The following is a 13,475-nucleotide window of genomic DNA, read 5'->3' as shown; positions in this document are numbered from 1 at the left end:
TTAAAGTAATTTCTCAATGGCCTTTTTTACCTTACCTGATTCTGGCTTGGTAATGCTGTAATAGTAATCTTGCACATTGCCTTCCTTATCCACCAAGTATTTGTGAAAATTCCATTTGGGTGTAGAATTCACTTTCCCATTCTGTTTTTTATTGGAAAGAAACTGGAAAAGCGGATGGGCCTCTTTGCCTTTCACATGTACTTTTTCCAAAACAGGAAAAGTAGTTTCATAATTGCGCTCGCAGAAATTCTGGATTTCCATACCTTCCAGCGGCTCCTGCCCCATAAAGTCATTTGATGGAAAAGCCAACACTTCAAAGCCCTGGTCTTTGAATTCGCGGTAAACTTCTTCCATGCCTTTGTACTGCGGTGTAAAACCACATTCCGATGCTGTATTTACGATCAATAAAACTTTGCCCTTGTAATCTGCAAGGTCAACATCATTGCCCGCAACATCTTTTACTTTAAAATCGTGAATGCTCTTTTCCATAATATTTTTATTCAGATAACATATGCCATGCTAAACTGTTCATGCCTTCACCTTAGATGCAGCATGTACTTTCTCTGCCACATAGCGTTCGGCATCCAGAGCGGCCATGCAACCAGTGCCCGCAGCAGTTACCGCCTGACGATAGATCTTGTCCATTAAATCCCCTGATGCAAAAACACCTTTTACATTGGTTCGGGTAGTGCCCTGCTCAACACGAACATAGCCCTGCTCATCCACATCAATATAATCCTTAAAAATATCGGAATTGGGCTTGTGGCCAATGGCTACAAAAAAGCCCTGAATCTTGAATTCTTTTTTCTCGTCTGTTTGATTGTTAAAAACCCGCACGCCTTCTACCACTTGATCTCCGAGGATTTCATCGGTTTCGGTATTCCAGAAAACCTCAATGTTTTTAGCATCAAAAACCCTTTCCTGCATAATTTTGGAAGCACGCATCTCGTCTTTTCTGACAAACATATATACCTTATTGCACAAATTGGAAAGGTAAAGTGCTTCTTCACAAGCTGTGTCTCCACCACCTACAATAGCCACATCCTGCCCTTTGTAGAAAAATCCATCACATACAGCACAGGCAGAAACGCCACTGCCGTTCAATCGCTTTTCAGAAGGAATGCCCAGCCACTTGGCCGATGCTCCTGTAGAAAGAATTACCGCATCCGCCTCTATTTCTTTTTTATCGTCAACTACAGCAATATGGCTATCTCCTGAAAAATCCACTTTGGTAACCATTCCAAAACGAATATCGGTACCCATACGCTCAGCTTGCTTTCTGAAATCTTCCATCATTGCCGGCCCCTGTACACCATCTGGATAACCGGGGTAATTTTCCACGTCTGTAGTGATCATCAATTGACCACCGGGCTCAATACCCTGGTACAGAACCGGTTCAAGATTCGCTCTCGAAGCATAAATAGCTGCTGTATAGCCCGCTGGGCCCGATCCGATAATCAATAGTTTTACTTTTTCTCTTTCTTCACTCATGATATTTGATTTCTTTTAAGACAATATTAATAAGAAGCTAAGGCACTTTGTTTAGTTTCAGCAATAATAAAGGTATAAAATTAAGCAATGCCTTATCAAATACTTCTATCAACATGGGTGGATTAGTTGGTTTGTTGACTGGTTGACTGGAAGATTAGAGAATTAATGGAATAGACACTCAATGGAATACAGCCACAATATACACCTTGATTGAAATTAAAAATAAAAAAGATGCTTTTTTATATGTTTAAGCTTAATTGAAAGATGGTACAATAAAACTCTATTCATTGGCAGCGCGACAATTACAGCAGCGGGGAACATCCAAAGTCATTGAGACCTATATGTCTATTGTCATTAGAATGGAATTTGGCAAAAATCCGCAACCCTCGCAGTGCTTCCGGCTTGCAAGGTCAGCAAAATGCAAGGCTGATTTTTTATGACAAGATAACATTCGGTAAAATAAACATGTTTACTACAGACACTAAATAGCACTCCAAATTAAAACTTTGGATAAATAAAAGGATTAGCACTTTCTTCTTTAGCAAAAAGTATCAATAAAAATATTATTAAAAAGGCGGCCAAAACAGGAGGTAACCACCATTTTTTGTACTCAAAAAGAAATCTTATAAATGCACTCATCATCAGCAATTTTATTTTTCATTCGAATTTAATAGCAATTCAGCAATTTTATTTGCTAAATAAGGCTGGTATTGAGGTTCTATATGTGAATCATTCATAAAATAAATAAATGTATTGTACTTAATATACATTAGTTATTTATCGTGAATTATTTTTATAGAAGCAAAAAAGGCAAGTGAATCTATTCCTTTTTCCGAATAATGGCATATATCAGCAAAAAAAGCTGAGCTGCTAAGCCTATTTTTTACAGAATAAAATTGCGTGTTAGCAGTCTCTTCTGCAATCTTTAAAGCTCTGTGATTACAAGAATCGATAAAATTACTCACATTATCCGGATAACCCCATACTTCTATTTCTCTTGATTTGTCATGATATCTATAGTCAAGCCTTTTATTAATAAAATCTTCATAGCTATAGTTATCTGGAACATAGTAATTGTAGTCTATAATTATATTTTTAGCCGGATATGGGTTTAGCTTAATGATTTTACTCAAGTTTTTATCAAAACTCTTTAATGACTTAAAATCACTCCCATATTTTTGCCAGTCTGGGCGGTCTTTGTAATTATCAGGAATAAAATCCTGGTCAAAAATTTTCTGTCGCAGTTTCTGAGCTAAGAAATCAAGCACAAATGGAATGACAGTGATATTGATCTCTTTATGCCGCATAATACTTGCCACTTCATTGTTCCATCGAATGTGTGTGTAATCAGATTCAAATACATCCGGTGGACAATTATTTAAACGCGCATCATTTATAGAATTATAATAGATCAGGTAATCAAATTTAAGATCATTGAGAAGTTGGAGAGTATTGAGATTATCAAGTGAGGTAAAACCAACTCCTGAACCATTAAAAACCTGCCAGTCTTTGGCATTCTCATTGAGCTTTTCTTCAAGAACTTTTTCAAAGCCTCCCCATTCATCAGTTAGAGCCGAAGATGATAAGATCAGGATTTTATTTTGTTGCCTATCAGATGTGGCGTATTCTTCACTGATTTTTAATGCCTGAGGATAGTATTGATATATTATTTTCCATGGTTGGAAAAACTCAGCCGGATATAATATAGAAAGCGAGAACCTTATGATAAACTCAATAAACAGGTAAGAGGTAAATATTACAAACAACTGCTTCATTCATACAATTTTGCTTCAGCACCAATAGCTAAAATTCAGTTCAATCCCTGACACAGGGGCAGCATTGTTTACCGCCCCTCTTTTTCTCATATTTCGGTTTTCCACAACCACAAAATATGAGCAACAAAAATACTGAAAAACATTTAGTAGGTCAGCCGGTCTTCAAACAGGTCATCGACCTGTTAACCCGCAACAAGTTTGACCTACTGGTCAGGCAGCACAAGTCCGACAGGTACTACAAGACCTTTGATTCCTGGACACAGCTTTTGACCAAGCTCTTCGGCATATTAGGGCATTGCGATTCAATGGGGGAAACATGCGATGGCATGTGGGCCCTGGCCGGGAAGCTCAACCACCTGGGGCTGGGATCGGCACCGGCAAAAAGCACGGCAGGAGACGGGTCCAGGGGGCGGGACAACGAGTTCTTCAAGGATGTCTATTTTCTGCTGCTCAAACATTTCGGGCCGTTTTTGCCGGTCAGCCGGATCGACAACGTATCCTTTTCCAAACAGGCAAGTACTTGAGTTTTGCTAAAGAAATGGGTTATACACTATAGACTTTTCGAAAATTATGAAAAACAAAGAATACAGTTGCCAACCTAAAGACAGCCACCCTAATGCTTATGCACATAAGCTATTTGCAGGTTCAATAGTGACATTTATAAAAAGCGAGAGATTGGCTAAACCAAACTAAGGCATTTGAAGTTTCAGGTTCATTTCATTGAATGTGGCTGCAAATAAGCATATATTTGGTGAATACAAAGCCGTTATAGCTGTTTAATCTGAGAAATTATAACAATGAAGAGAGCTTTATTTCTTAATCTTCCCAACAGGCAAAGAATTATGAGGCGCTATATGTGCTCATATAAATCACCTACTTTTTTATTTCAACCTATTGAATTGTTGAGTTTAGCCGCCATTTACAGAGGGTGGAATTGTGGTGACCCTGTTCTGATTGATGCTATTGCTGAGAATATAGAACAGCCGGAATTACACCAGAAAATTAAAACAATTGCGCCTGAGTTCATTATCAGTATTTGCGGGTTTGAATGTTTTGAAGAGGATATGGCGGCTATTGATGAAATAAAATCCGAATTTCCAGATACCCCCTTTATATTATTTGGTCATTACGCTACTGTATTTGCAGAAGAAACATTGGAAAATATAAATGTAGATTATGTAATACATGGAGAACCTGATATCGTTTTTTCAGAATTACTTAATGCCATGGAAGGGAAAATCGAATATGAAACTATAAAAGGCATATCATACAGAAAGCATGGCGTGCCTATTCATCAAAAGGGAGTGAGCCGGATACCCGACCCTAATGAATTGCCCATACCAGCCTTTGATTTGCTTAAAAACCAATTATATGGAGAACCTTTTTTTCCAAAGCCCTATGGTTTGATTCAGAGTGCAAGGGGTTGTCCATATCAATGTAATTATTGTATTAAATCATTTGGGAAAAAATTAACTGCCTTAAGTCCAGAAAACATGGTTGCTCAGGTCCAGGAATACATTGATCTATTTGATATTAAGTCATTTAGGTTTATTGACGATACCTTTACGGCTGTCCCAAAGCGAGTTATTGAATTTTGTAAGTTGTTGATTGAAAGAGGTATAAACCTTAAATGGTCTTGTCTTACCAGGCCAGATACTTTAGATAAGGAAATGCTGGAGTGGATGAAAAAATCTGGTTGCTCAAGATTATATATAGGAATGGAATCAGGTAGTCAAAGAATACTGGATTTTTATTCAAGGAATATTAAAGTAAATGAGGCTCTTGAAAACATCAAGTATTGCAAATCAATAGGCTTTGAGGTTATGGGCTTTTTTATTGTTGGTGCTCCCATTGAAACAAAAGAAGATGTAGATAAAAGTATTGATTTCGCTCTTAAAGCTGATTTTAACTTTATTACGATAGGAGAATTAATTGCTTATCCAGGTACTTTGCTTTATGAACGAATGAAAGATGATGTTGAATTTTCAATATTTCCATATGTCAATAAGTTTAAGGATGAAAGATTGAATGAAAATGCCTATAAATTCCAGAGATATTTTTTCAGAAAATTTTATTTTAATTATAAAACCATTATTAAAACGATCAACGATAATGTATTTGTAAACCACAAAGATTTGCTCAATAATACATATGCATTCTTAAATTATATTGGAAGTAGTACTCGTCAGCAAGTCAGAAAAGACTTTTTCTGACAATTAACAACATGTGTTTATTTAAAATATTTAATTTTTCAATTAGTGTCTAAAATTTATAAAATCTGTGTAAAGACGCTTGATAGGTATCACTCTCTTCTGCAATCATTAAAGCCCTGTGATTACAAGAATCGATAAAATTACTCACATTATTTGGATAACCCCATACTTCTATTTCTCTTGATTTGTCATGTTATCTATAGTCAAGCCTTCTACTTAATGAAATTTTCATAGCTATAGTTATCTGAAATATAATAATTGTAGTTTATAATTATATTTTTAGCAGGGTATGAATTCAGTTTGATGATTTTACTCAAATTATTGTCAAAGCACTTTAACCCGGAATATGCATTAGAAAATCCCTGCTTGCAGAAGGCAAGTATTTCAGCCTGAAATCAAATCAATAACTCAAAAATATTAAATCCCAATTGATTTATGTTTGCTGTTTTGTTTTTATAGATTAATTCCTCACTTTTAATTCATTTTATAGGGAGCTGCAAATTGCAGTACAAACTACCTATATGTATAAATTAGTATTCTAAACTTAATACAACTAATACATTGAACCGTTTAATTAAAGATAAACCCCGTTTAACTGCTCTTTGTGTTTCATTATTAAGTTTAGGCTTTCTTCTCTTTATTGCGCCATTTATCATTATCAGTTTTTTCAACTACCCCGGAGCTGAAGACTATGCAGAAGTGGTTTTGGCACAGGAATTTGGTTTCTTTGGTTATATCAGGGAATTATACCTCACCTGGGATGGACGTTTTTTTACAGCAATATTATTTGGTCTTCATCCATTGGTCTTCCATTCATTTTTCTTGTACAAATTATTTCCAATCATTCTTTTTGTACTCCTTTTTATAAGCATTGTTTTTTTTATCCATTCAACAGGTGTTTTCAATAAACAGAAACATACTGTTTTCAGTATTAGTATTATACTATTTATTTTATGTATTTATAATACCCCTTCCACAGTTTCAGCCTTTTATTATTATATAATGAGCGGTATCTACACCCCTCCTGTAATTGGCAGTTTACTTTTATTTGCGACAATAATACACATCAATAAAACAAGACACTCATTAAAGAAATTATCCCTTATTATATTCAGCATTTTTCTTGTTTACTCTATTATTGGAAGTCTTGAAATATTTATTGGCATAATTCTTTTTTCACTTCTATTATTATTTGTTTATCAAATAAAACTAAACAAACCGGAAAAAAAAGAAACTGCCATTTTACTGGCATCAGCATTTTCAGCTGCCTATTTACACATATCAGCTCCGGGAATAAGGGTTTATTTCAACCAAAACCCAATGCCCATAAACACCGAACGCTTTTTTAGTGCGGTAAAAAACTGCATTGTGGTATCCAATGGAGCGTTTCTGGATTTTATTTCCGGAAACTATCTGCTGGTGCTTGCTTCTATTTATTTCATTCTTTTATTGCCTAAATCAGAAAATGATAATACGCCATTTAAAAAGTTGAAACTTTCACATGTTGTTATTGCTATTATATTTATAATAATTACATTACATGTTTTGGCATTTCCTTATTTTTGGTCGCTTGGAGATGACGCAGGTCAATTCTATCCCAAAAGACTTTTTAGCAGCATTTATGTTGTCTTTCTGTTTTCATGGTTTACAATGCTTTATATTGCTTTCAGCTATATTCGCCCAAAAATCAAAGGGAAATTTAACCATTACCATTTTGCGAAGCTAAAACCATTGATCTCAGTATTTATAATAATATGCATACCCTATAGTCCCGCATGGAAAACTGCTGTAGATGATCTGCTGAGTGGTAGGGCATACGGCTACCACCTCGAAATGCAGGACAGGATCAGTAAATTCAAATCTGCTGATTCGAACACCCGCGTTTGGATTGATCCACTTGAGCACAAACCAAAAACCATATACAGTTTTGTGGATTTAGCACCTTACAGGGGTTCAGGCTGGAACGATGCTTATGAGGAATATTTTGAAGTGCAGGAGATCATCTTTAATAAAAATTTAGATGAGCAATAAACAATACAATATTGGGCTGGTCGCCATTTTACTCTTTGTGCTGGCATTGACAATTTTCCGGGCAAGCCACACATTTGACATGTCTGAATACAGCAAAAGCGACTATATCGCCCCCGGTTTCAGGATGATGCCAATAACTGAAATAAGTGGTAGTTCCGCATTTCTCAAAAAGGAAGAATTCAATCAATTTTTCTCAAACGGGGATGAAATTTATGATATACTGTTGTATCAGTTGCATACAGCCAATCGCACAACAGACAACTACTGGAAGAAGCTTCAAAATAATTTTGAAACATATGAAAGAGACAGCGCAATGCTTTTCCTTGTGCAGGAATTATTTGATTTATCAGACTCTACTTTTTTGACCCATAATTCAGGCAAGAAACATTCAAAAATCTATTTTCTGCCTAAAACAAATAATCAAAACATTGATCTTAAAACTGATACACTGCACAGCTATAAGTTTGATCTAACACAGAGGAATGAATTTCCATTGCCGGAAATCACTGCCATAAAAAACATTGATGGATTTTTGATTGAGTATTACAATTCAAAAACCATATCGGATAGTATGAATTAATTTTCCAGGCTATCCCTATACATGTTTTTAAAAATAAGCCTGGACAGCATAGCATAGCCCCGCGGCTTAAAATGCGCATCATTCATCCAGTATATTTCTTCAGGTTTGTTGATGCGATCAATGATATCGGATCTGCTATCGTAAAAATTTAACCCCTCTATTCTGGACATTTTTGAACTAAGGGAATCGTATATATGATATGGATTTTCGAATTCGGCAAAAAAGGGATGTAAGACTACTTTCACATTCAAATCATTCTCTTTTGTAAAGGGAACAATTTCATCTTTAAACAATACTGATATAAGTTCAACTGCCTCTAAATTCAACCGATCATTTTTTTCATAAGTCATCAAATTATAGTTTAAATCAAATAAATTATGCGCAAATAACCTGAACACATAGCTCACGGCATAAAAGGGCTCCCAAAAAGGGGCTTTGCGGTATTGCAATCCATTATCGACAAACCTTTCCATACCTCCCCTGATTACCACATCATTCACATCTGAAGTATTGATCAGAAAAAGAACCTCGTGAAATGATATTTTTTGATGTAGCTTTTTAAGCATCGTAAAATCAAAAAAAGGGTCATTACCGGCTGTTCCGGCATTAAAAACCGCATAATTGCTGTCATGTCCATTAATTAACTGATTTAGCAAATAGGGATAAGTACTGTCAGCAGGCGCGCCAATTCCCTCGGTAAAGGAATCACCCAGGGCAAGAATGATTTTTTTATCTGCTGATGGCACCTTTCCCCGGAAGCCATATTCATTCATTTTTTCAGGAGGATAATCAAACTCGGGGGAATCGTAATTTCTCATTTCAAAAGGTTCAAATTGAAATGTGGTATTGTTATCTTTTCCAAAAAGATTATTCGGCACCTTGAATTGGCTGATATACCCTGCACCATTTTGCTCTGTATAAGTTTGTGGATACTGTAAAACAAATCGCAAAAAACACTCAGCAATAAAAAGCGAAACAATAAAGATCAATGCTGAAAATGAAAATCTACGTGATAAATTAAATTTTTGGTACAGTACATATACCAAAACAGCGGGTAGAAAGTAAAAAACAACTGCTGTTGAAAAGTTGGATTCCCGAAAATAAAAAAGCTGAAAGAGTTTAAATACAACAAATAACAATACCAAAAACTTAATTATCTTATACCTCAAAATGCAGTGTTTTTATTTCTATAATCAGAGTGTTCATTCCATCAAAAATACCATAGTTTTGTATAGTACCGAAATATTAATGATATGCTGACGAAATTCTTCAGGAAAAAGAAAGAAACGGTAAAGAGAGATCCTGACAAAACAGACTTTTGTTATTATCCCTTTTTCCAGGTATTGCTTTCAGCCGATGGTAAATACATGCCCTGTAGTCACCACACAGGATTTATCACGCACAATGGAAAAGAGATCAATGCGAAGGATTTCAATATCAAAGAGGCCTGGAATTCGGATTACATGCAGGAACTGCGTCACAATTTCAAGAACAACATCCGTCACAAAGGTTGCGTGCAGTGCTGGAAAGAACAGGCTATGGGTTTAAAACCCATGCGCTACGATTCCTATGGTTATGATATTCCCGAATCGCAGGTTGAAAAACCAGTTTCACCCATGCGGGTAGAGATCAATGCCAGCAATGTATGTAATTTAAAATGCAGAATTTGCTGGTCGCACGCATCATCACGATGGGTAAAAGAAGCCAAAGATGTGTATGGAGTGGATGGAGAAATTCATTTTAATATGACTCCTGAAAATCAAAAAATTATACGTGATTGGGTGCCCAATTTCACACAAATAGGTTTCTTTGGCGGAGAGCCCCTGATGAGTGAAGAGAATATTGAACTGATGCGCTACTGTGTGGAAACAGGACATGCTGGGCATATATCGCTATTGATCAACACCAATACCACTTATTACAATGAAGAATTGATCAGGCTTTTCAAGCAATTCAAAAATGTGTATCTCAATTTCAGCATTGACGATATAGGCAAGCGCTTTGAATACCAGCGCAGCGGTGGCAGATGGGAGCAGGTGGTTGAAAATCTGCACAAGTTTATCAAGCACGGGGGATACAGTGGCGATGATCAAATCCAGTGTAAAATCTGCTGCTCGGTAAATACCATGAACATCTACTATTTCCCTGAATATTTTGAGTTTTTCAACAAGCATTTCCCGGGATTGCCGGTTTTCTGGAATTTAGTCTATATGCCCTGGGAACTTTCCATATCACTTATACCGCATGATATCAAAGAACTTATAACAGACAGGTTGAAAAAGTATGTCAGCACTTCGTATGAAATGGATGAGCTGCGCACCAAGACCATCGACAGCCTGATCGCTTTTCTAAATGCTCATGACGAAAGGGATTTTACTGAGTTTTTCAGGCACATAGCCCGGCATGATAAATACAGGAATGAAAATTTCAAAGAAGTATTCCCTGAATTTTATGAAGTGATCAAAAAATACAAGCCAAAAGAATTGCAGTTTTAACCCTGTCTTATTTTTTTCAAAATTCGCCTGCCAATCTGTGTAACACGAATATCGTGATATATCAGCCAGGCAAACAATCCCATTGCTCCAAGACCTATGATATCAGAATAATTTTTGCTTCTGAGTATCACAAATATCAAACCTAATTTTATGCCATGGGAAATGATCCAATAAATAACAATCCAAAACAATTGAACTTTGGGAGAGGTGTGGATATACAATAAAAAATTAAGCACATATCTCATGTAATGTTGTTATAATTGTACCAAAAATTAATCATCAATTAGCTTCGGGTTTCAATAATTTGGCTCAAGTTAACAAATTTATAATATGCCCTACCGGAAAAAAATAATGTTTGTATGCTTCACTGTATTTACATTTATTGCTGTTTGTATATTGAGCTCTTGCACAAAAACGCAACCTGCACCGCTCATCAATGAGTTCGTATCATCCAACACCACTGATTCAAAACTTTTATACCAGGACTGGATAGAAATTTACAATCCAGGAAATGAGGCTGTCAACTTATCGGGGTATGGCTTGTCTGATGATCTGGAAAAACCATTTAAATGGACTTTCCCTGACACCACAATTGAACCGAGTGCTTATTTACTGATCATTGCATCAGGAAAAAACAAAAGCACCCCAGGTAAAAAACTGCATTGCAACTGGAAAATAAATGCATCAGGAGAAATTTTGTTATTGACCGATAAGCAAGGAAAAAGCATTGACCGAATTGAGCCGGTAAGATTATTGCCCGACATTTCTTATGGTAGAGTTGAAAGTGCTGATTCCAGCTATAAATACTTCAAACAACCTACACCGGGAAGTGAAAATACTTCCTCAGCATATAATGAAATCCTGGAGCAAGTTAAATTCTCTCATAAAGGCGGGTTTTACAGTGATTCCTTTTATTTATCCCTGAAGCATTCAGATACTGATGCTACAATATATTATACCCTTGATGGCTCAGAACCCTCGCCTTCTAATACCGAGGGCAGAACATTTCATTATAAAACCTCATACCTGAATAAAAAGAGTGAAAATAACACCCTGACAGGAACCTACAAAACCTATAAGTACGATCAACCCATTTTAATTAAGAACAACTCAAATTCTGATCCCACAACATTTGACAAAGTGAGTAGTAGTCCTCCTGAATTATTGATCGAACTTTTAAATCTTCTCGGCCTTTTCAAAAATGCAAAATTCAACAAACCCAACCTTGAGCTTTTCAAAGGCACTATTGTAAGAGCTATTGCCGTTAAGGATAGTTCTATTCCGTGCCCAATATCTAGCAACAGCTATTTTGTTAGTCCTGATGCAAGACAAAGATTGCTACCAATAGTTGCTCTGGGTATCCAGGAAGATCAACTGATCGGATATGAAGATGGGATATACACACCGGGAATTGATTTTGACCAGTGGCTGACCGAAAATCCGGATAACGAATTTCTTTCCTTTAATGATGCAAATTATCACAGAAGAGGCAAAAAAGCAGAATACAGGGCAAACATTGAATATTTTGACTCCAATAGCGATACAGGCAATATCAATCAAATTATAGGTTTGAGAATTCAGGGCGGAAATTCCAGAATGTATCCTTTAAAATCATTTCGCATCTATGCCAAAAATGCCTATGGCAAAAGCAGGCTCAAGCACGGTTTTTTTGATGGTAATGAAATCAAGAGCTACAAAAGATTAATACTCAGAAATGGAGGGGATGACCAATTCAGCACCTACCTGAGAGACCCCATTGTACACCTTATTTCAAAACCATTAAATTTTGATATACAGGGTTTTCAACCAGCCATATTGTTTATCAATGCTGAGTATTTTGGCGTATATAATATCAGGGAGCGACAAGACAAACATTATATAGCACAACATCACAATGCAAACACTGAGGATATCATTTTAGTGAAAGAACCTATTGACTTAGATAATATCACTGACAGCAGTACAATTGAATTTATAAACCTAAAAGATTATGTAATTGATAAGGACTTGAGCATAGCATCACATTATGAATATGCCAGTGAAAGGATTGACATTCAAAACCTGATTGACTATAGCATTGCCAATATATTTGTAGGAAATGGCGACTGGCCGGAAAGAAACAGCAGGGCCTGGAGAGTAAAACCCGAAGCTGTTTTAAAAAAAGCTGCTGGTACTCTTGATGGAAAATGGAGGTGGATAATGTTTGATGTAGATGAAGGGCTGGGGATGCATATGCAATATTATACTGATAGCTTTGACTATGCAGTGAATTACAATATTCTATCAACGGGAGCAGAATGGAATACTATAAGTTTCTATCCATTTTTAAACAATGATGATTTCAAACTGAAATTCATCAACAGATTTTGTGACCTGCTCAATACTGCTTTTGATCCTGAAAGAACACTGGGCATTATTGATTCTGTAGAACAAATGATGGAAGCTCCTATGCAGGAACATTATAGGAAATGGTCATTCCCGGACTTATCCATATCTAAATGGAAATCTGAAATCAAAAAAGTCAAAAATTATGTAGTACAAAGACCCGCAATACAAAGAAATCATTTAAAGGAATATTTTCAACTACAGGATGATGTTTTGATCCATTTAAATGTATCGGATACATCACATGGGTACATAAAAATAAATTCGATCAAAATAGATGCAACTACTGCCGGAATCAAAAAACCGGTATATCCATGGTCAGGAAAATATTTCAGGGATGTTCCCGTAACTATATCAGCTGTGGCCAAAGCAGGATTCAAGTTTTCGCATTGGGAAGGCATATCTGAAAACGAGGCTTCAGCTACACTCACATTTAAAAGCAATACAGCAGATATCAAGGCGATATTTGTTCCTGCAGGAAAAGAATAGTCTTTTAAATCGAATT

12 protein-coding genes are annotated in these 13,475 nt (G+C 36.1%); 7 read left to right on the top strand and 5 right to left on the bottom strand.

The window, feature by feature from the left end; all coding sequences use genetic code 11:
- The 3 genes from WD048_11960 to WD048_11950 all read right to left on the bottom strand — a co-directional run bounded on the left by WD048_11960 (window position 1) and on the right by WD048_11950 (window position 3,266).
- A complete protein-coding gene (locus WD048_11960; GenBank protein ID MEX0812923.1) occupies window positions 1–489 on the bottom strand; it encodes a glutathione peroxidase in 489 nt (162 codons plus the stop codon).
- A 39-nt stretch (window positions 490–528) separates the two neighbouring features.
- Window positions 529–1,491, bottom strand: a complete 963-nt coding sequence (gene trxB, locus WD048_11955; GenBank protein ID MEX0812922.1) for a thioredoxin-disulfide reductase — start codon at window positions 1,489–1,491, stop codon at window positions 529–531.
- 773 nt (window positions 1,492–2,264) lie between these two features.
- Window positions 2,265–3,266: a hypothetical protein gene (locus tag WD048_11950; GenBank protein MEX0812921.1), complete on the bottom strand. Its 1,002-nt coding sequence runs from the start codon at window positions 3,264–3,266 to the stop codon at window positions 2,265–2,267.
- Window positions 3,267–3,382: 116 nt separating this feature from the next.
- Between WD048_11950 and WD048_11945 the strand changes: the two genes are divergently transcribed.
- The 5 genes from WD048_11945 to WD048_11925 all read left to right on the top strand — a co-directional run bounded on the left by WD048_11945 (window position 3,383) and on the right by WD048_11925 (window position 8,090).
- The gene (locus tag WD048_11945) at window positions 3,383–3,790 is read left to right on the top strand and encodes a DUF4372 domain-containing protein (GenBank protein ID MEX0812920.1); all 408 of its coding nucleotides are present in this window, start codon (window positions 3,383–3,385) and stop codon (window positions 3,788–3,790) included.
- Window positions 3,791–3,836: 46 nt separating this feature from the next.
- Window positions 3,837–3,959 carry a hypothetical protein gene (locus WD048_11940; protein MEX0812919.1) on the top strand — a complete coding sequence of 41 codons (123 nt, stop codon included), beginning with the start codon at window positions 3,837–3,839 and terminating at the stop codon, window positions 3,957–3,959.
- 104 nt (window positions 3,960–4,063) lie between these two features.
- Window positions 4,064–5,479, top strand: coding sequence for a radical SAM protein (locus WD048_11935; protein MEX0812918.1), 1,416 nt, complete (start codon window positions 4,064–4,066; stop codon window positions 5,477–5,479).
- 561 nt (window positions 5,480–6,040) lie between these two features.
- Window positions 6,041–7,510 (top strand): hypothetical protein, encoded by a 1,470-nt coding sequence (locus tag WD048_11930; protein ID MEX0812917.1) that lies wholly within the window; start codon window positions 6,041–6,043, stop codon window positions 7,508–7,510.
- A complete protein-coding gene (locus WD048_11925) occupies window positions 7,500–8,090 on the top strand; it encodes a hypothetical protein (protein MEX0812916.1) in 591 nt (196 codons plus the stop codon). Before WD048_11930 ends, WD048_11925 begins: the two co-directional genes overlap by 11 nt.
- Here WD048_11925 and WD048_11920 read toward each other — a convergent pair.
- Complete coding sequence (locus WD048_11920) at window positions 8,087–9,259, bottom strand: hypothetical protein (GenBank protein MEX0812915.1); 1,173 nt, start codon at window positions 9,257–9,259, stop codon at window positions 8,087–8,089. The two genes, WD048_11925 and WD048_11920, sit on opposite strands and share 4 nt — an antisense overlap.
- 84 nt (window positions 9,260–9,343) lie before the next feature.
- On the opposite strand from WD048_11920, the gene WD048_11915 reads away from it, so the two are divergent.
- Window positions 9,344–10,585 (top strand): twitch domain-containing radical SAM protein, encoded by a 1,242-nt coding sequence (locus WD048_11915; GenBank protein MEX0812914.1) that lies wholly within the window; start codon window positions 9,344–9,346, stop codon window positions 10,583–10,585.
- Here the strand turns inward: WD048_11915 and WD048_11910 are convergent.
- Window positions 10,582–10,830: a hypothetical protein gene (locus WD048_11910; GenBank protein ID MEX0812913.1), complete on the bottom strand. Its 249-nt coding sequence runs from the start codon at window positions 10,828–10,830 to the stop codon at window positions 10,582–10,584. The genes WD048_11915 and WD048_11910 overlap by 4 nt on opposite strands.
- 85 nt (window positions 10,831–10,915) lie before the next feature.
- Between WD048_11910 and WD048_11905 the strand changes: the two genes are divergently transcribed.
- Entirely contained in the window at window positions 10,916–13,459 is a 2,544-nt protein-coding gene (locus tag WD048_11905; GenBank protein MEX0812912.1) for a CotH kinase family protein, read from the top strand.
- Window positions 13,460–13,475 lie beyond the last annotated feature (16 nt).

The sequence above is a fragment of the Chitinophagales bacterium genome (assembly GCA_040877935.1).
GTDB lineage: Bacteria > Bacteroidota > Bacteroidia > Chitinophagales > CAIOSU01 > JBBDNB01.
Note: the sequence above shows the minus strand (reverse complement) of the source record. Positions and strands in the feature narration are given on the sequence as shown.

Bases quoted from the DNA above. Each gene is read 5' to 3' on its own strand.
- WD048_11915 (MEX0812914.1), top strand. From the start codon at position 9,344: ATGCTGACGAAATTCTTCAGGAAAAAGAAAGAAACGGTAAAGAGAGAT.
- WD048_11925 (MEX0812916.1), top strand. From the start codon at position 7,500: ATGAGCAATAAACAATACAATATTGGGCTGGTCGCCATTTTACTCTTT.
- WD048_11945 (MEX0812920.1), top strand. From the start codon at position 3,383: ATGAGCAACAAAAATACTGAAAAACATTTAGTAGGTCAGCCGGTCTTC.
- WD048_11950 (MEX0812921.1), bottom strand. From the start codon at position 3,266: ATGAAGCAGTTGTTTGTAATATTTACCTCTTACCTGTTTATTGAGTTT.
- WD048_11960 (MEX0812923.1), bottom strand. From the start codon at position 489: ATGGAAAAGAGCATTCACGATTTTAAAGTAAAAGATGTTGCGGGCAAT.
- WD048_11935 (MEX0812918.1), top strand. From the start codon at position 4,064: ATGAAGAGAGCTTTATTTCTTAATCTTCCCAACAGGCAAAGAATTATG.
- WD048_11910 (MEX0812913.1), bottom strand. From the start codon at position 10,830: ATGAGATATGTGCTTAATTTTTTATTGTATATCCACACCTCTCCCAAA.
- WD048_11905 (MEX0812912.1), top strand. From the start codon at position 10,916: ATGCCCTACCGGAAAAAAATAATGTTTGTATGCTTCACTGTATTTACA.
- trxB (MEX0812922.1), bottom strand. From the start codon at position 1,491: ATGAGTGAAGAAAGAGAAAAAGTAAAACTATTGATTATCGGATCGGGC.
- WD048_11940 (MEX0812919.1), top strand. From the start codon at position 3,837: ATGAAAAACAAAGAATACAGTTGCCAACCTAAAGACAGCCACCCTAAT.